Consider the following 24487-nt stretch of genomic DNA (forward strand, 5'->3'; position numbering starts at 1 on the left):
AATAAATAAGTCAAACAATATCACTATCATACCCTTATCTAATTACTCTTCAAACGTTTTCTTTAGCTTCCAGCTATCATAGACTTCTGGCTGATGTGGCCAAGCTGAAAGAGAATGAGCTTCAATGGCTTTTAAGGCGAGAGGAGAAGCGTTGTTTTTATCCAACTTTTCCATGGGAATCCACAGTGCTTCAGCTGCATCTTGTCCTTCAAACTGACTCGGCATATGTATTAGCTCTCCGCCTTTAATCACTACATGATAAAAGACCGCAATGTGGTGAACATGAGTAAACTCTTTCCAGAGGCAAGGATATTGAAAATCAGCTGTACCTGCTTGTTTCGTAATGTTCACTTCAAAACCTGTTTCCTCTAAAAACTCTCGCTGCATCGCATCTACTAGCGTCTCGCCATGCGCAAGCTGACCACCGGGTAAATCAAAACGATGAATATAAGGTCCGCGATTTTTGCGAATGACGAGAATCTCTCCATCTTGTATACAAATGCCATATACTCCAAAGGCACGATCATATCGATCCATTCTATATTCACCAACTTTCTCCAATTGCATAATTCTCATTTTAACATATGTTTCAACTTAGCTTTCTAGTAAAAAAGAAGATTCCTGACGAGTTGAGTATAGGAAGTCTCATTAAACAGTCCTCAGTGGCAACCATGCCAAGCAGAGAGTATTTTTTTAATTGCTAATTAAGAAAGAACGGTTCTTGTTAAGAGTTTTCTAAATAAAAAAGCCTCATGGTGAAAGATGAGCCACTCCAGCAGGACTAGCGAGTCAGTTGAGACTTCGCGGTTTACGAGGAGGCTAGGCGCTCGCCCTGCGGAAAGGGAGCAATCTGAAATGGAAATCATACCAATCCGAGAGAGTATCTTCATGTAAATTACAGCTCGTTAAGAGTATTTTTATGCTCAGATGGAAATGCTGATTCTACAAGGGTTAAACATATGCATAAAAGGGAATACAAAAGTAACTAATCAATAGTTTGGAGAATACACAATGAAAAAAAGAAGAGTCGACTTTATCTTTTTATTTATTATGCTCGTATCTTCCTATCTTTTTTTCTTTACAGATTTATCGAAAGAATGGAAAATCGCGCTAGTTACTTTATATGCAGTGCTAATCTTCATCAGCATCTATTCCTTAATGCTCGAAAATCGGACGCCTCATAGTACGCTACTTTGGATGTATGTTCTCTTTTTCTTCCCTGTTGTGGGCTACACCTTTTATCTATACTCAGGTCAGCTGTACCTTAAAGGCTACTTATTTAAATCAAAGAGAATGAACAACCGTGAAACGCTCAAACGCATGACGGAAAAAGAAAAAGAAGCAAAGATAGACTTGTCTTCTCTAAGCCCTCATCAACGCTCATTTGCTGAGTATTCGGAGCGAGTTTCGTTTACAAAAGTAAACAACGGCACAAAAGCACGAGTTCTAAAAAACGGACAGGAAACTTTCTCAGAAATAACGGCAAGTTTAAAGAATGCAAAACACTTTATACATATGGAATATTATATGATTCACTCTGATAAGCTTGGAAAAGAAATCATGAGCTTGCTGATTGAAAAGGCAAAAGAAGGTGTCGAAGTTCGCTTTACCTTTGACACCGTTGGAAGCATCTCACTATCAGGCTCGGATGTTAAAGAGCTAAGAGACAGTGGGGTTAAAGTTTATGCCTTTTCACCGATTAAAAGCGGCTTTTTTAATCAAAAGTTTAACTTCCGCAATCATCGTAAAATCATTGTCATTGACGGTGAAGTTGGCTTTGTCGGTGGTTTAAACATCGGTATGGAATACTTGGGAGAAAACAAAGAAATTGGTTTTTGGCGCGATACACATTTAAAACTAGTAGGAGAATCCGTACAAACTCTTCATGCAGTTTTTTTATTTGACTGGGAGTATGTTTCCGGAGAAAATTTAATTATTGAAGAGCGCTACACAAAGACGGTTTCCACTTCAGGAGATGGTTTTACACAAATTATTGCGACTGGGCCTGATACCCATGAAAATATGAGCGAATACTATTACGCTATGATTGCATGTGCCACAAAATCGATTTGGATTTCAACTCCTTACTTAGTTCCAAATGAAACGATTCGAACAGCGCTTCGAGTTGCTGCTAAAAAAGGTATTGACGTTCGAATCATGGTACCGGAAATTAATGATGGCTTTCTTACTCAGTACGCAACAAGGTCTTACTTTGGAGAACTCATTCGTTCCGGAATCGAAATTTATTCTTATCAAAAAGGCTTTATGCATCAAAAGATTGTCATTATTGATGACGATTTTGCTTCTGTTGGAACAGCCAATATGGATATGAGAAGCTTTCACTTAAACTTTGAAGTAAACGCTTTTTTAATGAATTCAAAAGCTATTCAAGATTTAATTAAACACTTTGAAGAAGATATGGAAGACAGCGAACTTATTAAGCCCGTTGCTTTCTATAAGCGAGGTCTTATTGAGCGATCAAAAGAATCCTTCGCGCGCTTATTTTCAGGAATATTATAAAGGAGAGATACGCTTATGGTTGAAAAACAAGCGGTCGGTGAAAAAGCTGCTGAGTTTGTAAAAGACGACATGATTGTTGGTCTAGGAACAGGCTCAACCGTTTATTACACAATTTTAAAGCTTGGTGAACGAGTGAAAAACGGCCTTCGCATACAAGGAGTACCCACTTCGAAAGAAACAGAAAAGCTTGCCCGCCAAATCGGCATTCCTCTCGTGACGCTGGCAGACGTTAACAAGCTAGACCTTGCCATTGACGGAGCAGACGAAGTGGACAATCAATTTGCACTCATAAAAGGTGGAGGTGGGGCACTTCTACGTGAAAAGATAATCGCCAAAGCATCTGAACAGTTCATTGTCGTTGCGGACTCAACGAAACTAGTTCAAACGCTTGGTGCGTTTCCTTTACCGGTAGAAGTAGTTCGTTTTGGATGGGAAATGACGGCTAAACATATGAGAGACCTTGGGTGTGTACCACGGCTCAGATTGTTAGAAGACCATACGCCTTTTATTACGGATAATGGAAACTATATAATGGACTGTCACTTTCAAGAAATTAAACGACCTCATGAGCTAGAAGTAGCCCTTAATATGATACCAGGAGTAGTTGAAAATGGTTTGTTTAATCATATGACAAGTCGAGTCATTACAATCCGTAATCAGCAAGTCCATATGATAACACCATAAAAAGCTATGGCAGATGCCATAGCTTTTAGTTTTTAACGAGATAGAACGTTCCAATTCTGTTCTAATTTGTATATGTACTGGCGAGCTTGCAAAACGTTAGGATGGACAAGCGTATCAACTGTTTTCGTTGGACACGCTGCGCTGTAAAGCGTAAAAATAGTTATGTCATTATGTTTTAGCGGAGCAACGATATGAGATAAGCACCTGTATGAAGGATTTACTAAGCTTTGCACTAACATTTCTACATCTTTTTGATCATAAAAGTCCACTTCAATTTCCGTCTTCATTAAATAGCGTGTTTCCATCGCGCTGCTTCGATAATAATTGTAGCGACCGCCGATAAACTGTGAAGGGTTTGAAATGGATACATCAAGCGCCGTATAGGTTTGATCTTGGTTGCTGCTGTAGAAAATAGAGTCGTGCGTATATTTCATAAACTCTTGGTAAGAGTCTTCATCTTTCCATAATGCAATAATGCACGTATCTGTTTCATCTTCAACATTCCATCCCCCTAGCTGTCCAATAAAACCATCGACATGGGCAAGCGCTGCCCAATGCTGTTGAGCATAGGAAAATGACCCCTTTTTATCCATCGGTATGCTGCCTTTTATAATTTTTGTTAACATGCTCTCATCACCTCTTTAACAAAGGTTCGCTCTTTGTTAGAAAAATCCTGCCTTTATCCGGAAAATTACAGACATACATACTTCTATCGTCCCATACATTTCAACTATAAGGTCTTTCGATAGAAAGTGGGGGAGATAGAATGAAGTTTTTTCGAGCAAAAGCATTCCCATCCGTTAGTCGAAAAGGATGGTGTGTACTATTTCAACATCCGTTTCAGACAGATAAAAACGGACAGAAATATCCGATTGTCAAGCGTTATCTATGTGATGAACAAGAAGAAGTAGATGTGCTTGTTGAAGAACTGAATGAACTGTTACGTATAGAAGAGTATTGGACAAGCACTGTAAAAGGACGAGCGAAAGCACGCTACGACCAGCGCGTGGTGAACGCATTTTATGATGAAGTGGACGAGCCAGATACTCCAACAGTGAACAAAAGTCCGGATGCTTATCAGATTTCACTAATCGGAGAAGCGCAAAGTGGGAAAACATCCATCGTTCGTGCTGTTTTTGGTATTCACCCTGCGCGCGAAAAGTTTCCAATTCGTTTCCGAAAAGCAAATTACGATGCGGTGTATGAGATGACGCATAGTGCTGCCTATGAAGCAAGGGTGTCGTTCCAATCACGCCAAGAAGTATATGAAAACCTTGAAAAATCTTTAATTGAAAGTGCTTTGGTTTATGCAAACGGAGGCACCGACTACGACCTTGCATTTGCACTTGTGCACGGAAACCCCGAGCTACACTTTGAAGCTTTATTTGGAGAGGTTCCGTATGGTCCTCGCTATTTTACAGAACAAGCTTCCACTGCCAAAAGTACAAAGCGAGTTTTTCAGTATGTTGAATCCATTAAAAGTATCGCAAGTGCGGTTTTAGAAGAAAGCAAGGAAGTAACAGAGGATTTTGAACAGCTGTTTTTACAAAAAGCAGAGTGCCGGCAGCTAATTGAAACGCTTTTAACATGTATTGAAAGATCATTTAAAGAAAAGTGTGATTTTACTTGGTCATATGGAATTGATGACTGGCCTCAGTTTGCATTCATTTCAACGGAAAGTCGGGCTCATTACTTTACGGCCTTACATCGCTTAACGACGGAAGCGGAAAAAGCAGATGGAGCGAGCTGCTATCCTCTTATTACGTCTATCCATGCCACTATTCCTTCAGTAAAAGAACAGCTTATTGTCATCCAAGATAGTAGAAGAGGAACCAGTCTTTATGATCAAGTGAAAGAAGCGGATCATATTATATATACTCACGATGCCTCACGCGAAATAAAGATTGATACGTTAAAACATCTAATTGCATATGGGTACGGAAATAAGCTACAGCTGCTCTTTACCCATGCTGAGCGTTTACAAGGTGAAAGGTACGCCGAAGAACGAGCGAAAAAGCACCGTTTATCTGCAGAAATCCAAGGATGTATTCAGCGAGAAGAACAAGTAGTTGCTACTCAACTTTCTTATTACCTCACGGCTGCCGATGTAGATTTGGTTTCCAATCTAAATCGAAGCGATGAAGATGATCATAAGTTGTCCGAAATGGTTTATGTAAATCAAGCTCGGACCGCACAAACACAAGTTGGTGCAGAGCTTAATCCTATTTATCTTAGTATATTAGCTCCCCCAATCATAACGCAGGCCATTAACCATTTGCATTCAAGTCTTCCTGACGATAGCGATAAGACATTTCATGAGGAGCTGACCAGCCAACTAGCGACCGCGCTTTATTACGGATTTGTCACCCAGCCTTCAGGATGGTCGACTTCTTATCATTCAGCCACCGATCGTCAGCGGACGTTCCAAGCCGTAGCGACTTCTCTTTTCTCAGCGGTTCAAGCGTACGTCTCAGATGAGGTAACGAGTAAAGACATGAAGGAGTGGATAGCAGTTCAACGTACAAAAGGTGAAGAATGGGGTTACTATGTAAAAAGGTTTCTTCAAACAAAAATGAACAAAGAGTTCGAGCGAGGCTTATATTATGTGGTAAAGCACGCGGTAGAAAGTCATGGGGGGATTTTTATTCATTAAAAGCAGCGAATCGACGCTGCTTTTTTTTCGTGGGTTCATAATTTCAGTCGTAAACGTACATATTACTACTGGTAAAAAACTTTTAAGGTGGGCGAATAGCATTGGAGAACTATTATGATTGCATTATTATTGGAGGCGGAATTGCTGGTCTCCAAGCAGCGATTCAGCTTGGCAGGTACTGTCATCAAACCTTAGTGATTGATTCCAATGACGGTCGTTCAAATTTATGTAACAGATATCATAATTTATTAGGATGGCCAGAAGGTGTAAGTGGAGAAGAATTAAGGTTGAGTGGGAAGAAGCAAGCTATGCATTATGACGTGCAGTTTGTAGCAGATTACGTGATATCAGCAGCTAAGCAAGACCAAGGTATCATCTTAAACACAAAATCTGGTGAATGCTATCAATGTAAAACAGTTTTGTTAGCCACGGGTATTAAAGATCACTTGCCAAGCTTTCCAGAGCTGATTGGTTGTCTTGGCATTAGCGTTTATATTTGTCCAGACTGCGATGGCTATGAAGTAAAAGACAGTCGAGTAATTGTAATTGGTAGAGGAGAAGCGGGAGCCAACCTTGCCTGTACATTAACTCATTGGACAAAGGACATTATCTATGTTGATGAAGACATGAAGGTCTTGTCCACTAAAGCAAAGCGAAAGCTCCAAGAGCTAGAGCTAACGTATAAGAATGAACAAATTGAAAAAGTGTTCGTTGAAGAAAAAAGTCAGTTTAAAGGCATAGAATTACAAAGCGGAGAAGTGGTTTATGCCAATCATTGTTTTTTAGCATTAGGTGGCAACAAAGTGCAAAGTCATTTAGCAGAACAGCTAGGTGTTTATACGACAGAGAATAACCATGTATTAACGAATCATCGAACGAAAGAAACGAACGTAGAAAACGTGTGGGCGGCTGGAGATTTAGTTGCTCATTCAGAACAAGCAGCAGTAGCTATGGGAGAAGGGGTTCAAGCGGCCATTTGGATTCATAAGCGTTTGCTAGTATAAAAATAACAACCTTCTTTTTCAAGGAGGTTGTTATTGGCTTGTATAGATATGGTGCTTGAATAGATTAACCGCACCAATAATCGTTCCAAATGGACTAAAGATAAGCAGTGTCCAACCGGTTAAGGGAGACACATAAATTTGCGTTAAAATAAGCGGGATGCTCAGAGAGATAATGACAAGCATCGTGTTAAAACCTAAGCTTTTTCGTAAATTCTCCATTGTTCTTCTCCTTTTTGAAAGTTCGCCAGCGTTCGGTGCAGACATTTGAAGAAATTGTGAAAATAAAGCTTTAGAAAAAAAGACTTAACCATAAACAGTTTCGACTTGTTTCGTGAATCTAGGTGTCTTTTGTCACAATTGAAAAAAGGAGTATGTCAAGACTTTGCCGGCTATAAACAACACCTTCGTTATGTGGAATGAGTAGCACTTGTAAACTTCCATATTCACTTGCATTATGCTAGTTACAGTAAAGGTTTATACATAGAGAACACGAAAAAGCAGAGCCTTTAAAGACTCTGCTTTGATTAATCGTATTATTTAGAAGAAAGAGCTTTATATGTGTTTGGACCAACAATTCCATCAGCAGCTAAGCCGTTTGCGCTTTGAAACTTTCGAACAGCAGCGCTGGTATTAGAACCAAACATACCATCCACACCTTGAGTGTTAAAGCCAAGAGAAGTAAGCTTTTGTTGAAGTGCTTTAACTGCATCTCCTTTGCTACCAAGCTTCAAAGTTGGCCCTGACGTTAAACTAGGGCCTTTGCTGGGTGAAGAAGGTTTGCTAGCTGTTGTTCCGTTTAACGCTTTTTGCGTAGCAGCATCAACGACTCCAGTGACAGATAGTCCGCGAGCTTTTTGAAACTGACGCAAAGCAGCATCCGTATTATTTCCAAATACGCCGTCAATTCCTTTTGTGCTAAAGCCAAGAGAGGTAAGCTTTTGTTGAAGAGCACGCACTTCGTTACCACGGCTTCCTTTCTTTAAACCAGTGCTTGTTGCTGGTGGTTTCACGCCTGGTTTTGCTCCGTTTAGCGCTTTTTGGGTAGCTGAGTCAACCACGCCGTTAACAGATAAGCCGCGATCTTTTTGGAATCTTCTTAAAGCCGTGTCTGTATTGTTTCCAAAGATTCCATCCACGCCTTTTGTATCATAACCAAGAGAAGTGAGCTTTTGCTGAAGCGTGCGCACTTCATTGCCACGGCTTCCTTTTTTAAGACCGCTAACAGCCGGCTGGGAAGGCTGACTGCTGCCAGATACTTTGTATCCGTTAGCTGCCGCAATTGCGTCAAATGATTTTGATGAATTCGTAATGACGACTGGAGTTCCCACTGTTACTTGACTGAATAACCATTCCACTTCGTTATCGTACATACGAACGCATCCGCTGCTTATGTACTTTCCGATGGAACTAGGATTGTTGTTACCGTGAATAGCATACGTTGTACCATTTGTACCACGAGCGTTAATTCCCATCCAGCGATTTCCTAATGGATTTCGTGGATCTCCTCCCGGTATTTTGCCCGTATAATAAGGACGATTTACAATCTTATTAACAATGCGGAACTTACCTTCTGGTGTAAGTGAATTCGTTCGTCCAGTTGCAACTGAAAACGTACGAACGAGCTTGTTGTTCTTGTAATAAGCTAATTGATTGTTTGCTTTGTTGATGACGATGAAATGAGTTGTACCGCCTGCAGCTTCTGTTTTATTTACGCTGAAGAAGAGAGTTCCCACTACTAAAATTACCGCTAAAACTAAGACACTTACCTTTGTTTTTTTCTTTGCCAACGGACCATCCCCCTTTTATTTTTTGGCCGTTTACACGTTTTGAATTACAAGTAATTCAAAAAAAGATAGCGCTTGCTTTTTTCGATATCTAGGTGATATGTTGCGTAAAAATAGTGCGAGAATGAACGTAAGTGTATAAAGTGAGGAGTATAGGATGCGAATGTTTACAAATCACGTTCACTCCATTTCTAGGAGTAGAGTGGACTAAGGTATTTGTGTAAGTAATCACGTCCCTTCATAAAAAACTCTAAACTATAATAGTTTTTAATAACTATTATTATACCAGATATAGACAAAATAGGAGGAAGTATCTATCTCTAATTCTCTGTATGAACCCACTATTTTCGACATCTTTCTCTTGGGGTTATGTCAAAATAACTAGATTTTTAACGTCGGTTTTTGACAAGCGTTCGACAGGGGAAGTTGACAGAAAGTCTAAAAAGAAAAGAGGAAGGTGCTTTTTTTTCTTTTTATCAATGTTAAAAGGGGGTGCGACATAACAAAACAAATTTTCAAAACGACGAACAATCCCTTTTTTCACTTCTTTACGTTGTCAGAACACGTTCCATTGCGCTACGGCCACTCTCTTTCCGCGGGGAGGAACCTGAGCTTCCTCGCTGTGGGATCTCAGTTTTCCCTCTCTTTCCCGCAGGAGTCGAGTGTCCTACGTTCCATTCTACTCTGTTTATGAAATCGCTTTCGTAATCAGCAAAAAACCTGAACCATTAAAAGTGAGGAACTCTCAATTGTTCAGGTTTATCATGAGCTGAATTACTTATGCCCCAGCCTTTCTAGTGTAGTAGTGTAATACTTAAATAAGCGATGTATAAAGCTTGAGCGAAAAACAAAAGTCCCCAAATGCGACTTGAAATCATCGTAAGCTCTTTTAAGCTGGTTGCATCACCGGCATGATAAGGTTGCTTGACGCTTAATACAAAAATAACAGCTGCTGATAAAACAGACTCAACCAACAAAATGGCTCCAACAAACATCATACTATACATAACGAGAGCGGGGGAATTTAGGTAGTAAATCCCTCCTAAAATAACAAGGATGGACGCAAGCCAAAGTACTCCATAGCGATTTCTTACTAAGAAAAGAAGATTGAATAATAAAATGCCCCCTAATCCATAAAACAGTAAGTCGTAGCGATGTTGTATAAGCAGATAAAAGAATAAATACGTCATGGCCGAACTAAAAGGATAACCGGCTAGTGCAATAATAACGCGAGGAAGCCAGCCGCGAGCACCAGCATAGGTCGACGTAATGGCTACTCCTTCTGTGTTTGTGTATAGCTCGATTCGCTTTACACCTTTTCCGAAAATCAGCCCCATAAGGGCATGACCATCCTCGTGCAAAAGCGTATTTAAATTAGAAAAATAGCGCCCTATGTGTGTGAGACCTTGGTTAAGGCCGTGCATTTGCCGGCCTGCTAACGGAATGCCTCTTGTTAAAATAATGGCAAGAACGATAAACGCATACAAAATGGTGTGTTGTGACATAGTATTCTATTCCTTTGCGTATAAAATCAAAAACTACTATTACTTTACCTTGTTTAAAACAGAAAGAGCAATTTTTAATCGTTATCCTTACAGTGTTTTAACATTTGTCAGAAGTTATTACACATTCGTTGACCAATCATCCTTCTAGTTATTACGCTTAAAAGAGACATAAGCGAAAAGGGAGCGGTGAGGATGAACGATAAATGGAATGCATTTCTTAATAAAGAAATAATCGTAGAGCCAACGAATCACGGAGTGTTAAGTGGAAAAACATTTGCTTTAAAAGATGTATTTGATGTAAAAGGACATACGGCTAGTGCGGGAAACCCTTACTGGCTACATACTCATGAACAAGCGAGTGATCATGCTGAAGCTGTTAAAAGTTTGTTAGCTTCAGGTGCTAAGCTAACGGGCGTAACGCATACAGATGAGCTAATGTATGGATTAAATGGTGAAAACTTTCATTATGGAACGCCACTTCATCCAATTAATCACAACCGAATTCCAGGAGGTTCATCAAGCGGCTCAGCGGTGGCGGTAGCTGCTGGGCTCGTCGATTTTGCAATTGGAACGGACACAGGGGGATCGATACGAATTCCAGCTAGCTATTGCGGGGTTTATGGATTTAGACCGACGCACGGTAGCTTATCGGTTAAAGGATTAATACCGTTAGCACCCAGTTTTGATACGGTAGGGTTTATGGCAAAAGATATAAACACGATGCTTGATGTTGCATCCGTGTTGTTTGCGTCTCAAGCTACAGCACCTTCTTTTGAGAACATCGTTGGAGTAAACAATTTGTTTGAACTAGCGGATGAGGAAGCCGGTAAGAAAGTAGAAGTTCTATTAGAAGATCACGCTGTTAGCTACAAGAATTTACAGCTTTCTTACAAGCTAAGTGAATGTATGGAAGCATTTCGCACGCTGCAGGGAATTGAAATTTGGCGTGCTCACGGAGAATGGATTAAACGATATAACCCGACATTTGGTCCTGATGTAGCCGAACGTTTTGAATGGGCCAGCACATTAAAAGAAGAAGATATGTCAGATGCTAAACAAATTCGTGACACGATTACTAAAGAGCTTACTCATCTTTTAGATGGTCAAACAATCTTAGTGCTACCAACAGCTCCTGGAGTAGCTCCTCTGAAGAATGCCGTTGGTCCAGAACTTCAAAATCGAAGGTTGTATACGCTGCAGATGACGTGCTTAGCTGGTTTAGCCGGGTTACCACAGCTTACGATTCCAGCTGGTTATGTTAATCAACTCCCTGTTGGTTTATCCGTTATTGCAGGAAGAAATCAAGATCAGCAATTAGTGAAATGGGTGCAAGCATGGATGGGAAGTAAAGAAAGAGTCTCCTTGAAAGAGTAAAATATAAAAATGATAAAAAAACGCTCATTACCAAAAAAATGGGTGTTTTTTTGTGTTAAAATAATCAAGTGCTTTGCCGATTTATAAGATAATAGCTAATTAAACAGTTAACTAACATATAGGATAGAAAATGTACGAAACGCAATAATTATGCAGAGAACTGAGGGGGCAATATGGAAGATTATTTTTCAAAACAATTTGACAAAGAACAATTTACGTTTGTTTATCAACCAATTTATAGTGTGAATAGATGGAGTAAAGTAGGATTTGAAGCACTGTTAAGATTATATTATTCTCATGCACCCATTATGGATGTATTTTTACAGGCGCACGAAGAAAAAAAGCTGACTCAGCTTGACATGATGGCGATTGAAGGAGCCATTGATTGTTTTCCATTTGAAATTTTACAAGGTGAAAAGCTGTTTGTGAATATTTTTCCATCCACTTTAATAGATAAACAGTTTCACTTTTTTATTCAGCACTTATTAGTTATGTATCCAAGCATCTTCAAGCGCGTGGTATTCGAACTAAATGAAAGTCCATTTGAGCACAGTGTCTGGTCATCTCCACTGTTTAAAGAAGGGCTGAACTATTTGCGTCAATGTGGGTTTCAAATCGCTATAGACGATGTAGGAACAGGGATGGGGAGTCTTCAGCACGTTGTGGAGCATCGGCCAGACATTATTAAGCTAGATCGCTATTTTTCAAGGGGTTTAGCTGATTCAAAAGAAAAGCAAGAAATGGTGAAATGCTTATCACAATATAATGAAGGAAACACCACGCTCATTTTAGAAGGAATTGAGTGTGAAAAGGATTTGGCTATTGCACTTGCGCTAGATATTAAGGTAGTACAAGGCTATTTACTAGATCGTCCTGCGGCAATCGATACATTTTTAAAGACTCATCAGCTTAGGCAATCGCTGAGCTTTGGAGGTATTCATTGAGGAATATGAGCTTTATTAAGTGGCTTGGTAGCTGTTGAAGGGACAAAACCTTGCTATAATAAATAGAAAGAGGACTTACAAAAGTGAGGCGAGGGAGATGGGCAGTTTTTTCAAGCGAACGGAAGTGGAAAAGAAAGAATCTGCAACAACAGCTTGGACAGTAAAAGCAGGAAGCAGCCAAAAAGAAATGGAAGTGGAGTATGCTTCAACACAGCTTTTCGATATCATTCAAAAAGCGCAGCTTGTGAATCGGGATATTGTCTTTCTTTGTATTGGTTCCGATCGCTACGTAGGAGATTCTTTGGGGCCGTTAGTAGGGACTATGTTAGTAGAAGAAGGCATACCTTTTGAAGTGTATGGTACGCTAGAGCATCCGGTTCATGCTTTTAATTTAAAAGAGATCATTAAAGAAGTAAATAAGCGATTCGTAAAGCCTTTCATTATTAGCATCGATGCGTGCCTTGGTGAACAAAGCCAAGTGGGTGATGTAATGATAAAAGAAGGGCCGTTGGTGCCGGGGCAAGCGCTAGCAAAAGTTCTCCCTGAAATTGGCGATTATCATATAAAAGGAATGGTCAACTACGTGGATCCATTTCCAGCTACGCAGTTTTTAAATGACACGAGACTATTTACGGTTATGACCATTGCAAAAACAATTGTCGATGTAATTAAGAGAATACCTCAATATAAAAAAGAGCTGTGAACATCGTTTCACAGCTCTTCTGTCGTTATAAAACGGTAATCGCACCCGTTAGAATCGCAATAATGGTAATTGATAATGAACAAATGATAGCCCATTTAAATCCGTAGCGCTGCAGTTCTCCAATATCCGTTTTTACCATCCCAACAAGAAGTAGAGTAGAAGCAACCAATGGACTTAAGAAGTGAACAGGTTGCCCAAGAATAGATGCTCTTGCAATTTCAACAGGATCTACGCCGTAAGCCGCGCCAGCTTCAGCTAATATTGGTAAAACGCCAAAGTAATAAGCGTCGTTAGAAAGTACGAAAGTAAACGGCATGCTCGTCAACGCAACGACGACTGGGAAGAAAGAGCCTAAAGAATCTGGAATAATCGCAACGAGTGAGTTAGCGATCGCGTCTACCATTTTAGTACCCGAGAAAATTCCAGTGAAGATTCCTGCCGCAAACACCAGTGTCACAACGGTAAGAGCATTTCCCGCGTGAGCCAGTAGGCGTTCTTTTTGCTGTTCGATGTTTGGATAGTTAATCATGGATGCTAGGACAAACCCAACTAAAAAGAGAACAGGTACAGGGATTACTCCCATAACAAGCACAACCATTACAGTAATCGTTAACAATAAGTTGATCCAAATTAATTTTGGACGCTTTAAGCTTTCTGTCTGAGCTACTTCGTAAGCCGCAGCTAACTCAGGTAGTTCCCCTGCATGATTTCTCTTATATTCGATGTCGATAACCCCTAGGCGCTGTCGTTCTTTTCTTCCAAGAACATAAGCAATACCAATGATGGTTAATAAGCCACCAAGCATTGTTGGAAGGAGTGGGATAAAGAACTCGTTTGCATCTAATCCGAGGGACGTAATTGCGCGAGTAGCAGGTCCCCCCCAAGGCGTCATTCCGCTCATAACACTTAAAGATAGAAGTGAAATAATAGCAAGAATTAGCGGATTCATACCTAAGCGTAAATAAAGTGGTAGCATGGCTGAAATGGTAATCATATGCGTGGTTGTTCCATCGCCATCCAGCGCAACGGTGGAGGCTAAAATGGCTGTTCCAATCGCAATCTTAACAGGATCTCCTTTTACGATTTGCAACATCTTTTTGATAAGTGGGTCAAACAAGCCAGCATCTATTAAAATACCAAAAAACAAAATAGCAAATAGCAGTAGGGCGGCTGAAGGTGCAACGACCTTTAAGCCTTCTAGCATCATTTCTCCAAGTTTAGATCCAAACCCACCTATAATAGCAAATATAATTGGAACAATTGTGAGTGCGTTCACGGGTGATAGCTTCTTTGTCATAATTAAGTACGTAAATACAACAACCATTGAGATTCCTAAAAATGTAAGAATCGTAATCCCCTCCTTTTTATAAATAGAAACCGCTTTCAAATAAGAGTTGTGAAACAGTAGCAATCTGAAGTTTGTATCAATCGTTTAAAAATTCTATGTTTTAAGAATATTATAGAGTAGGAGATAAGTGAAATATATATTTTTATTAAAAACGAAAAAAAAAACTTATAACCTCAAGCTGAAGTTATAAGTTAAATGGTGAAATGTTCGCAGTTTCTCTATTTAAAAAGTCAATAAAGTGTTTAACGGTTGATAGATTTAAGACATCTTGGTGATACATAAGCCACGTATTTCGCAGCACGGGCTCATCATTTTTGTAAGAGAGTCCATAGACAAAGAGATTATCTGAAGGCTGTAAACAAATTTCAGGTAAGATTGAAAAGCCCAAATCATTCTTAACCATTTCTTTGCACGTCTCTTGACGGTCTGTTTCCATGGTAACCCGAGGAGGCTCAGCAAACTGATCATGCCACCAGTCATTGATTAAGTTTTTTAATGAGCTATCAGTTTTATAGTTGATAAAAGGGCGACTAGGTAGCTCTTCAATGGTCAACTCCGTTTTTGAAATAAGGCATAACCGTTCTTTTGTTAGAAGAGATTTTACGCCGTACCAATCATAGTTTCCTCTTAAAATTCCAAGCTGAACGGCGGATGTATCAAGCAGGTTCATAATATCTGTGCTCCAACCGGTATTGACGTTAAATTGAACATGAGGGTATTGAAGTGAAAACTTCTTTAATAACTTTGGAAGACGATATTGCGCAAAGTTGCTGGAGACGCCTAATCGAAGAGTTCCCCGTACTTCTTGTTTCATATTCAGCATATAATCTTTTGTTTTTTGTAGCTCAGCCAGCATGTCTTGTGCATACTCAGCAAGATAAATTCCTTCAGAGGTAAATTCAATTCCTTTTTTCGTTTTAAAAAACAAACTTGTCCCAAAATCTTTCTCTAAATTTTTTAAGCGATAAGTTAAAGCTGGCTGTGAAATATATAAGCGTTCAGAAGCTCGGCTGATATTTCGCTCTTCAAATAGTATTTTTAAGGCAATCCAATCTTTTTCATCCATGTCCGACACCCCAAATTAAGTTATAAGTTTTTTTTGTTTTTTTTACAATAAATTATCTATTGTACTTATGAACAGATTTATCATACTATATTTTTGAAGAAAGAGATAGGAAAATTAAGAATAATTAGAATATAGAAGAAGGTGTGATGAATGAAAATTCCTGTAACGATTATGCGTGGAGGCACAAGCAAAGGAATCTTTCTAAACATGGACCACATGCCAAATGATCAAGCGCTTTGGAAAGACTTTTTACTAGATATTATGGGAAGCCCTGACCAAAGGCAGATTGATGGATTAGGTGGAGCAAACTCGTTAACTAGTAAAGCAGCAATCATTAAGCAATCAGAAATTGAAGGAGTGGATGTAGAGTATACGTTTGCTCAAATTAGTGTCGATCATCAACTCGTTGATTTTAAAGGAAATTGTGGAAACATCTCATCAGCCGTTGGACCTTATGCGATTGCACAAGGATTTGTTGCACCAACGGAACCAATCACTACCGTAACGATACTTAATACCAATACACAAAAAATTATTAAAGCGGAAGTGGAAGTGGAAGATGGACAAGTTAAGACAGAAGGAACCTATGAAATTCCTGGTGTTCCAGGTACCGGTTCACCTATTTATCTTTCATTTACCCAAGCTGAAGGAGCGGTAACAGGAAAGCTATTTCCAACTGGAAGGGCTATCGATATGATTAAAACATCCAAGGGGCTCATACCAGTTTCAATTGTCGATGTAGCTAACCCACTGGTATTTGTAAAAGCGGAAGACATTGGTCTCACAGGCTATGAGTTACCTGCTGAATATTCGGAGGACACTCTTCATTATTTAGAAGAAATTCGCTCACAAGCAGCAGAGATATGTGGATTCGCTAAGAAAGAAGAGGCAACAATTAAATCACCAGCTGTTCCTAAAATGACAATTATTGCTCCGCCGAGAGATTATACGGATAGCTCAGGAAAGCTGCGAAAAAGTAAAGAAATGGATGTAGCTATTCGTATGATGTCTATGCAAAAACCACATCAAGCATTAGCCATAACCGGCGCGATTTGCACAACGGCTTCAGCATTTTTGGAGGGAACAATCGTTTCAAAAATTGTTGATATTCATAGTCCTGTTATTCGCTTGGCTCATCCCGCAGGTATTATGGAAACAAAAGTAGATTTCATTGCTGGGCAAATGCAGGGAATTAAGGTGATGCGTACAGCAAGAATGATTTTAGAAGGGTACGTATATACAAAGCATAACTATCAAGTTGCGCACCAGTTAGCATAGTCAGCGGTAACTCTCAATCTTGTTTAAAGAGTACAATAATTTCATGAAAACGGAGGGATTCGAAGGATGTGGGTTGTGACCATCTATTCCAGTCAAAATGAAATGAGAATGTTTGAGTTTGAATCAGAACAAGAAGCACGTACGGTATTCGAGAAAGAAAAAGGGTATAAGATTTTATCTCAAGTTCTATATCCAAGCAATCCTTCGCTTGCGTTAACGGTTGTGTAATGAAAAGCCACATGAAAAAATTTCATGTGGCTTTTTTATATCTTTTCTTTCACAAACTATTATTTTATACAATGAATAGCCTTTTTGTTTTCGATAGATAAGCAAGAAGAATGTTTTAATACATAACTCCTTGGATAGTATGTGAAAAAATAATTAATATCTTAGAATATAGATTTGATTAGGAGAGAGCATGCCTATAATTATAAAAAGATAAAATTTTCTGAAAAAAGTTGTTGCCAATCTCTACAAAACTATTTATAATTCAAATCAATTAGGAAAGCGCTTTCTTTACTTAGGAGATGAAAGGGGTCTTTACATGATAGGTGACAATCAAGCGTTGCTTATAATGAAAGGGATTAAAAAGAGTTTTTCCAACAACCATGTTTTAAAGGGCATTGATTTAAATGTTAAAGCTGGAGAAGTACATGTTCTGTTAGGAGAAAATGGAGCTGGAAAATCAACTCTCATTAAAATTTTAACAGGGGCTTATGAAAGGGATGAAGGTGAGATTTACTGGGAAGGAAAGCATGTGCAGATTAATAATCCTGTGGATTCTATGAAGCTTGGCATCGCAACAATTTATCAAGAACTCAACGTTATTCCACAGCTGAAAGTCTATGAAAACATCTTCCTTGGAAGGGAATTAAAACAACGTGGAAAGGCTTCTTTTTTAAACCATAAACAAATGAGAGAAGAAGCAAAGCGCTACTTGACCATGTTAGGACAAAGCCCAGATCTTGCTGATAAGCAGCTCAGTGAATTAGGGATTGGTCAGCAACAATTAGTGGAAATTGCTAAAGCGCTTACCTTAGATGCGAAGTTAATCATTATGGATGAGCCAACTGCCAGCCTAAGTTCTACAGAAGTTGAACAGCTATATTCAACAGTAGAAGGCCTTACGAAAAAAGGTATTGCAATTGTTTTTATCTCTCATCGGTTGGATGAGATTAAGCGGATGGGTGATCGAATAACCATTTTACGAGATGGCTTTCAAATCGATACGCTACCAGTTCGCACAACAACAACGGACAAGTGGATTGAGCTTATGGTTGGAAGAACGTTAGATGAAAAATATCCAAAGCAGTCGTTTGTACTTGGAGATGAAGGGTTTCGCATCAAAGATTTCCATGTCAAAGGCTTTAAAGAAAAGCTGAACTTTACCCTGAGATACGGCGAGATTGTCGGTATTTCCGGATTGGTTGGAGCAGGAAGAACAGAGTTAGCTAGAGCGATTTTTGGAGCTGACCAAAAAGAAAGCGGAAGCGTATATATCGATAAGAAAGAAGTTCATATTAAATCACCTAAAGACGCCATCAATGCAGGTATTGCATTCATTACTGAAGATCGAAAGAATGAGGGCCTCCTGTTGGATCAACCTCTAGATTTTAACATCTCCTTAGCTAATACAAAAATGTTTAAACAAAAAAATAATCTTATCAATTTAAACACCATTAAGAAAACAGCAGACAACTATATTAAAGAACTGCGGGTACGTCCTGATAATATTGAGCTTCATGCTCGTAAGCTAAGCGGTGGTAATCAGCAAAAAGTAGTTATTGCCAAATGGCTTTGTACACAAGCAAAGGTGTTCATTTTTGATGAGCCGACTCGAGGAATTGATGTAGGTGCCAAAGTCGAGGTATATCGTTTAATGAATCAGCTTGTAGAGAATGGTGCGATTGTTCTTATGATTTCATCTGATTTACCAGAAATTCTTGGTATGTGTGATCGCGTACTCGTAATGAATGAAGGTAAATTTACGGCTGATTTAGAAATTCAAGAAGCAAATCAAGAAATAATTATGAAAGCAGCGACAGGAGGCTGAACGTAATGAGTGAAGTTATTATTCAAAAAAAGCCAGCGCCCAGCGAAAAGAAGTCATTTAAGCATTTTTTAGGTAAGTTTGGTGCCTTAATCGGTCTTATTATATTAAGCGGTATTCTTACACTGCTATCTGACAAATTCCTTACTGTAAATAATATTATGAATATCGCTCGTCAGTCTTCTATCAATGCTTTATTAGCACTGGGAATGCTTTTACCTATTTTAACAGCAGGTATTGATTTATCTGTTGGGTCAATATTAGCTGTTTCAATTATGGTCATGGGTATTGTCTCTGTTACGATGGGATTCAATCCAATTCTAGGTATTCTTGTTTGCTTATTAGTTGGTATATTCTTTGGATGGTTAAACGGAATTTTACTTACAAAACTTCGCTTGCCTCATCCATTTATCTCAACGCTTGGCACCATGAACATTGCTCGTGGTATTGCGTTAATCATTACCGCTGCAGCACCTATTGCAGGCTTTCCTTTTATGATTCAATTTTTAGGTGGAGAATTTATTGGCCCAATTCCAATCAGCTTTTTACTTGTCATTGTGATGTACATTATTTTTCACATCTTTTTAACAAGAACACAAACAGGCCGATACATTTATGCAATTGGGGGCAATAAAGAAGCAGCCCACTTATCAGGGATTAATGTAGATCGCGTTCTCATTATTGTTTATACAATCAGCGGCTTTATGGCAGCGCTGGCTGGACTTGTTATGGTTGGACGCGTCAATTCTGCGTTCCCGCTCGCTGGTTTATCTTATGAGTTAGATGCAATTGCAGCCGTTATTATCGGAGGTGCAAGCTTCTTTGGAGGCGTAGGTACTGTATGGGGAACGCTAATTGGAGCCATGATCATTGCTGTGTTAAGAAATGGCCTGAACTTACTCAATGTTTCAGCTGATTTTCAAATGGCAGTTATTGGAGTCGTCATTATCGCAGCCGTATATGTGGACGTACTTAGACAGAGAAAAAGCAAAAAGGGTTCATAAAAAAATTAAGCGTTTACATTTTTGGTTATCTATTCTAAAGGGGGAAATGATGATGAAAAAAGGGTTAAAAAAGTTAGGGATGTTAACAATGGCAGCCGGGTTACTAGTTGCAGCCGGGTGCAGCAGTGATAAAGCGTCTGGAGGAGGAGAAGAAAGAGTAACGGTCGTTTTAAAAACGCTGAGTAGTCCATATTGGAAGTACGTTGAAGCGGGAGCGAAAGAAGCGGGAAAAGATCTAGGCGTGGATGTAAATATTGTTGGGCCAGCATCTGAATCTCAAGTTATTGAACAGGTAAATATGATTGAAGATTCCATCAATCAGATGCCGGGAGCAATTGTAGTGTCACCATCTCAGCCTTCAACGGTTGTACCTGTCTTAAAGCAAGCAACTCAAGGTGATTTACCGGTACTATTAATTGATACAGATGCTGATTTTGATGAAAAAACAGCGTTTATTGGAACAGATAACTATACGGCTGGTCAAGAAGGAGGAAAACTTCTTGCATCTATGCTAGAAAAAGGAGATAGCGTTGCTTTAATTGCGGGAGCACTTGGGAACTCAGCAATGGATGCTCGTATTAAAGGAGCGAAAGAAGAACTTGAAAAGGCAGGCATGAAGATTGTTGCTGAACAGCCAGCTGATAGTGATAAAACAAAAGCGATGTCTGTTATGGAAAACATTATGCAAAAAAACAAAGATGTAAAAGGTGTATTTTCTGCAAATGATGATATGGCACTCGGGGCTTTACGTGCTCTTGAAGGTAAAGGGGATATTCCTGTAATTGGTACAGATGGAACCGTTGAAGCTGTTGAATCAATCATTGCTGGTAAAATGGCCGGTACGATTGCACAAAGTCCATATGATATGGGATATCAAGGTGTAGAAAATGCGCTGAAAACAATTAAGGGTGAAAAAATTGAAAAACGTATTGATAGTGGGATCGATATTATCACAAAAGAAAACGCTCAGGAAAAGCTAGAGTTCTTACAAAGTATTTCAAAATAATAGCAGTATTAAGCTCTTGATGTGCGATAGAAACTCTTAATCAGGCGTGTTAAGAATCCATGTAGAAAGCGCCTTGTAAAGGATATGAACAACTCATTCGTGATAAGATAATTAAAAGAGAAGATTAAGAGGAGAAGAGCTAGAATGAAAACAACAATTTATGATGTAGCAAAAAAAGCTGGAGTTTCTATCGCCACTGTATCAAAAGTTATTAACGAAACAGGTCGTATCGGTGAAAAAACGCGAAAAAAAGTTCACAAGGTGATGGAAGAGCTCGATTATCAGCCAAGTAGCGTAGCGGCAGCTTTAACTGGAAAGAAAACGTATACAATCGGCGTGCTGGTACCCGATATTTCAAACCCATTTTTTGCAGAGGTAGCGCGTGCTTTTGAAAATAGCGCGCGATCTGCAGGGTATACGCTGTTTCTTTGCAGTACTGATAATCAGCCAGAACGTGAAAATGAATATGTAGAGCTCTTGTTGAAAAAGCAGGTAGATGGCATTGTAGTTGCCACTGAGCTAAATAATTTTAAGCTAGTAAATAAAATTGTAAGCAGAGAACTACCGCTTGTTCTGTTTTCTGTGGATCATCCATCAGTCTCTACTCATGTGGTTACCACAGATGATGTAAGAGGTGGCTATTTAGCGGGGGACCACTTAACAAGTAAAGGGCACCGTCAAATAGCTATTATTATGGAACAAGATCGTAGCAGTAGTAAAGCACGTCTAAATGGGTTTACACAAGCATTAAACGAAGAGCAGGTTTTTTTAAAAGACGGTGATGTAATTAGCTGTCGTTCAGTTATTGAAGATGCCAAAAGAGCGGCGCGTGAACTCTTATCAGGTCCTAAAAAACCTACTGCTGTCTTTGCCTGTACGGACTTAATTGCCGTAGCAGTTATGAATGAGGCTCGAAAACAGGGGTTAGCTATTCCTGGTGATTTATCAGTTATTGGATTTGACAATACGATCTATGCTGAAATGGCTGATCCGGGATTAACAACCATTGAGCAACCGATTACGCAAATGGCTGAATATACGTTTGCGCAGCTCTTAAAGACAATTAACGGAAGTGAGTCGATTAAACAAAGGGTTATGCTAACTCCTGAGCTTGTCGAGCGGGGGTCTGTTAAAAACATACTGGAGTAAAAGGGGAGAGGTTCTGTGAACAAAGTAAAGGTAGGAATTGTAGGGTTAGGCAGGCTTGGAATTCAGCATGCTGAGAATTTAGCTTTTCGCATTCCAAACTGTGAATTAAAAGCAATTTGTGGTTTAAATAAGGAACAGTTAGCCGAACTAAGTGATAAGTGGAACATTCCATATACGTATACATCCTATGAAGAAATGCTACAGAACAGTGAGCTTGATGCCATTTTTATTGCTTCACCTTCTAACTTCCACTGTGATCAAATTCAGCAAGCATTAGAAGCGGGATATCATGTATTTAGTGAAAAGCCATTAGGCCTTTACCTAGAAGAGGTGGAAAAGATTGAGACAATTATTAATCGCCACCAAGACAAAGTATTTATGCTTGGGTTCATGAGAAGGTATGATGATTCATATGCATATGCCAAAAAGCAAATTGAACAAGGTGCAATAGGTGAACCTGTGATGGTTCGTTGCTACGGATTTGATCCTACGGAAGGTTTGGAATCATTTTTAAAGTTTGCTCAAAAAAACTATAGCGGGGGCATATTTTTAGATATGGCTGTGCATGATTTTGACCTTGCCAGATGGTATCTTGGAGCTGAAGCGGAGCAAGTGTGGGCAATCGGTGGAGCCTATTCAGTCCCAGCATTCACGGAGTTAAATGATGCAGAAACAGGAGCTGCTCTTGTAAAGTTTTCAAATGGTACGATGGGTCTTTTTGCAGCAGGGAGAAATAGCCGTCACGGATATCATATTGAAACAGAAATTATCGGTACAAAAGGAAGTCTGCGAATTGGTACTGTTCCTGAAAAGAATGCAGTAACCATTTTCAACGACGCGGGTGCTCTGAAAGAGTGCGTATCTAATTTTAATGAACGATTCGCACAGGCATATTTGTCAGAGGTTGAAGAATTTATTCATTGTATTCAAACTGGTAGCAAGCCAGCTATCACTGCTAAAGATGGCGTGCAGGCTTCACTATTAGGATATGCTTGTAAAGAATCATTTGAAACGGGTGAGCTGGTTCACGTTAAAGCTTACTCTAGTACAAAGTAACAATAAGACGCCTCACATCGTGTGAGGCGTTCTCTGCATATTTTATTCAGTTAAACAGACAGTTTTTGCTGTTGGTCTGTGGATTGATAACTCGTGGTTTGCTCAGGTAACGCTAAAAATCTCGTTAAGAAAGCGCCTACAAAATAAAGGATAGCAAAGATCCACATTAAGCCACCGACACCGACAGGACCGATAAATAGTGCGACAATAGCTGGACCAACAAATGCTGCAAGACCAGATCCAAGATTTAAAACGGACATTGCAGCTCCTTTATTATCAGGAGCAAGAGATGGGACAAGAGCAGTTAACGGCACGTACCCAGCTAAAGCAGCTCCATAGAAGCAAGCAACTAGCATCAGTGCCCAGTAATTATGGCCAAAAATCTGGGGCGTATAGTAAAGCGCCAACGTAGCTAGTCCGCATCCAACACCGCCGAACCACGTCACGGTGTTAACCCAGCCGAATTTATCGCCAACAACACCAAAGATGAGGTTAAACACAATGTTCACAAAAAATAAGGTGCCCCATATTTGGAGCCATTCTGTAATGGTAAAGTTAAAGCCAACCATATAAGTTGGTAAAAAGACTACGAAGCCAAATTTTGCAGCGGAATTAATAATTTTTACTACGCCACCGATGGCTACTTTCGGCTTCTCAGCCATGATAGTTAAACCTTTTAGCAACTCTTTAGATTTGTTATCGCTTACAATTTTGCCGTTAAATCGATCCTTGTTAATGACGATAGATAAAATAGCACCAATTGCTACGAACACTAAAGCAGTCCATAGCGTCGCAATTTCCCCAATTCGGCTTACCATTACGCTGGAGTATAAAGCACCGATAACGCTAAGACCAAGCTCAAAGACAAACCAAAACCAGCCAACAGCTCTAGCTAACGATTGCTGAGGGGTATTGTAAGAAACCCAAACTAAAAATGAATAAGCAAAAAGTGGATAGCCTAATCCGCGAAGTCCATAAGATAAGAGAATTAAAGGATAATTCAAGCTTGGAATAGCTATGCCAATAAAAACAATAGAACCGATAATAAATGAAACAACGCCAATAACCATTGTCTTTCTCGGCCCCCACATTTGAACAAGAACACCAGAAAACCATGCGCTAATGGCAACGGTAATACCGTAAAGCGAGAATAAAAAACCAGCTTGTTCCATTGATAAACCACGTTCTACTAGGTAAGGTGATAGCCAACCGTGCTCAAGGCCATCCCCAATCATAAATACAACGATACCTATGTACCCCCAAAATAGATTAGAAGGAATGCCAATCTTGTCGATCCATGAGTTCTTCGTTTCAAGCATATTCATTTGTCCCATCCACCACTTTCAAAGTTTTTAAAAG

Annotated in this window: 22 protein-coding genes; 14 read left to right on the forward strand and 8 right to left on the reverse strand. The window is 39.4% G+C overall.

Annotated features, from left to right (window positions below):
• Positions 1 to 42: 42 nt before the first annotated feature.
• Positions 43 to 537 (reverse strand): NUDIX hydrolase, encoded by a 495-nt coding sequence (locus LZP85_RS03665; RefSeq protein WP_226639520.1) that lies wholly within the window; start codon positions 535 to 537, stop codon positions 43 to 45.
• 474 nt (positions 538 to 1011) lie between these two features.
• Here LZP85_RS03665 and cls point away from each other — a divergent pair, with 474 nt between their 5' ends.
• Both cls and rpiA read left to right on the forward strand, forming a co-directional pair.
• A complete protein-coding gene (cls, locus tag LZP85_RS03670; protein WP_226639522.1) occupies positions 1012 to 2520 on the forward strand; it encodes a cardiolipin synthase in 1509 nt (502 codons plus the stop codon).
• A gap of 15 nt (positions 2521 to 2535) precedes the next feature.
• Positions 2536 to 3204, forward strand: a complete 669-nt coding sequence (gene rpiA / locus LZP85_RS03675; protein WP_076512543.1) for a ribose-5-phosphate isomerase RpiA — start codon at positions 2536 to 2538, stop codon at positions 3202 to 3204.
• A 32-nt stretch (positions 3205 to 3236) separates the two neighbouring features.
• Here the strand turns inward: rpiA and LZP85_RS03680 are convergent, their stop codons facing one another.
• A complete protein-coding gene (locus tag LZP85_RS03680; RefSeq protein WP_025909270.1) occupies positions 3237 to 3830 on the reverse strand; it encodes a YdbC family protein in 594 nt (197 codons plus the stop codon).
• A 140-nt stretch (positions 3831 to 3970) separates the two neighbouring features.
• Here LZP85_RS03680 and LZP85_RS03685 point away from each other — a divergent pair, with 140 nt between their 5' ends.
• Both LZP85_RS03685 and LZP85_RS03690 read left to right on the forward strand, forming a co-directional pair.
• Complete coding sequence (locus LZP85_RS03685) at positions 3971 to 5857, forward strand: hypothetical protein (RefSeq protein WP_119542670.1); 1887 nt, start codon at positions 3971 to 3973, stop codon at positions 5855 to 5857.
• Positions 5858 to 5958: 101 nt separating this feature from the next.
• On the forward strand, positions 5959 to 6861 hold the full coding sequence (locus LZP85_RS03690) for an NAD(P)/FAD-dependent oxidoreductase (protein WP_119542669.1): 903 nt from the start codon (positions 5959 to 5961) through the stop codon (positions 6859 to 6861).
• 30 nt (positions 6862 to 6891) lie between these two features.
• Here LZP85_RS03690 and LZP85_RS03695 read toward each other — a convergent pair whose 3' ends face one another.
• The 3 genes from LZP85_RS03695 to LZP85_RS03705 all read right to left on the reverse strand — a co-directional run bounded on the left by LZP85_RS03695 (position 6892) and on the right by LZP85_RS03705 (position 10150).
• Positions 6892 to 7080 carry a hypothetical protein gene (locus LZP85_RS03695; protein ID WP_025909267.1) on the reverse strand — a complete coding sequence of 63 codons (189 nt, stop codon included), beginning with the start codon at positions 7078 to 7080 and terminating at the stop codon, positions 6892 to 6894.
• A 314-nt stretch (positions 7081 to 7394) separates the two neighbouring features.
• Complete coding sequence (locus tag LZP85_RS03700; protein WP_224840040.1) at positions 7395 to 8648, reverse strand: L,D-transpeptidase family protein; 1254 nt, start codon at positions 8646 to 8648, stop codon at positions 7395 to 7397.
• 791 nt (positions 8649 to 9439) lie between these two features.
• A complete protein-coding gene (locus LZP85_RS03705; RefSeq protein WP_025909265.1) occupies positions 9440 to 10150 on the reverse strand; it encodes a M50 family metallopeptidase in 711 nt (236 codons plus the stop codon).
• A gap of 192 nt (positions 10151 to 10342) precedes the next feature.
• Here LZP85_RS03705 and LZP85_RS03710 point away from each other — a divergent pair, with 192 nt between their 5' ends.
• From LZP85_RS03710 to yyaC, 3 genes are all read left to right on the forward strand, one after another.
• Entirely contained in the window at positions 10343 to 11524 is a 1182-nt protein-coding gene (locus LZP85_RS03710) for an amidase (protein WP_119542668.1), read from the forward strand.
• A gap of 173 nt (positions 11525 to 11697) precedes the next feature.
• On the forward strand, positions 11698 to 12468 hold the full coding sequence (locus LZP85_RS03715; protein ID WP_206782256.1) for an EAL domain-containing protein: 771 nt from the start codon (positions 11698 to 11700) through the stop codon (positions 12466 to 12468).
• Between the two features lie 97 nt (positions 12469 to 12565).
• Complete coding sequence (yyaC, locus tag LZP85_RS03720; protein ID WP_224840031.1) at positions 12566 to 13171, forward strand: spore protease YyaC; 606 nt, start codon at positions 12566 to 12568, stop codon at positions 13169 to 13171.
• Between the two features lie 25 nt (positions 13172 to 13196).
• On the opposite strand, the gene LZP85_RS03725 is transcribed toward yyaC, so the two are convergent.
• The gene (locus LZP85_RS03725; RefSeq protein ID WP_206782335.1) at positions 13197 to 14519 is read right to left on the reverse strand and encodes a CitMHS family transporter; all 1323 of its coding nucleotides are present in this window, start codon (positions 14517 to 14519) and stop codon (positions 13197 to 13199) included.
• Between the two features lie 184 nt (positions 14520 to 14703).
• Positions 14704 to 15585, reverse strand: coding sequence for a LysR family transcriptional regulator (locus LZP85_RS03730; protein WP_094912400.1), 882 nt, complete (start codon positions 15583 to 15585; stop codon positions 14704 to 14706).
• 150 nt (positions 15586 to 15735) lie between these two features.
• Between LZP85_RS03730 and LZP85_RS03735 the strand changes: the two genes are divergently transcribed.
• From LZP85_RS03735 to LZP85_RS03765, 7 genes are all read left to right on the forward strand, one after another.
• Positions 15736 to 16863 carry a 2-methylaconitate cis-trans isomerase PrpF family protein gene (locus tag LZP85_RS03735; RefSeq protein ID WP_206782255.1) on the forward strand — a complete coding sequence of 376 codons (1128 nt, stop codon included), beginning with the start codon at positions 15736 to 15738 and terminating at the stop codon, positions 16861 to 16863.
• 66 nt (positions 16864 to 16929) lie between these two features.
• The gene (locus tag LZP85_RS03740) at positions 16930 to 17091 is read left to right on the forward strand and encodes a hypothetical protein (protein ID WP_206782254.1); all 162 of its coding nucleotides are present in this window, start codon (positions 16930 to 16932) and stop codon (positions 17089 to 17091) included.
• 316 nt (positions 17092 to 17407) lie between these two features.
• The gene (locus tag LZP85_RS03745; RefSeq protein ID WP_226639524.1) at positions 17408 to 18916 is read left to right on the forward strand and encodes a sugar ABC transporter ATP-binding protein; all 1509 of its coding nucleotides are present in this window, start codon (positions 17408 to 17410) and stop codon (positions 18914 to 18916) included.
• Positions 18917 to 18921: 5 nt separating this feature from the next.
• On the forward strand, positions 18922 to 19917 hold the full coding sequence (locus tag LZP85_RS03750) for an ABC transporter permease (RefSeq protein ID WP_061785308.1): 996 nt from the start codon (positions 18922 to 18924) through the stop codon (positions 19915 to 19917).
• Positions 19918 to 19969: 52 nt separating this feature from the next.
• Positions 19970 to 20923 (forward strand): sugar ABC transporter substrate-binding protein, encoded by a 954-nt coding sequence (locus LZP85_RS03755; protein WP_226639525.1) that lies wholly within the window; start codon positions 19970 to 19972, stop codon positions 20921 to 20923.
• Between the two features lie 144 nt (positions 20924 to 21067).
• Positions 21068 to 22072, forward strand: coding sequence for a LacI family DNA-binding transcriptional regulator (locus LZP85_RS03760; protein WP_025909258.1), 1005 nt, complete (start codon positions 21068 to 21070; stop codon positions 22070 to 22072).
• Between the two features lie 15 nt (positions 22073 to 22087).
• Complete coding sequence (locus LZP85_RS03765; RefSeq protein WP_025909257.1) at positions 22088 to 23128, forward strand: Gfo/Idh/MocA family oxidoreductase; 1041 nt, start codon at positions 22088 to 22090, stop codon at positions 23126 to 23128.
• A gap of 50 nt (positions 23129 to 23178) precedes the next feature.
• Here the strand turns inward: LZP85_RS03765 and LZP85_RS03770 are convergent, their stop codons facing one another.
• Positions 23179 to 24453 carry an MFS transporter gene (locus LZP85_RS03770; RefSeq protein WP_234561987.1) on the reverse strand — a complete coding sequence of 425 codons (1275 nt, stop codon included), beginning with the start codon at positions 24451 to 24453 and terminating at the stop codon, positions 23179 to 23181.
• Positions 24454 to 24487 lie beyond the last annotated feature (34 nt).

This window comes from Priestia flexa, assembly GCF_021441905.1.
In the GTDB taxonomy this organism is placed as follows: Bacteria; Bacillota; Bacilli; order Bacillales; family Bacillaceae_H; genus Priestia; species Priestia flexa.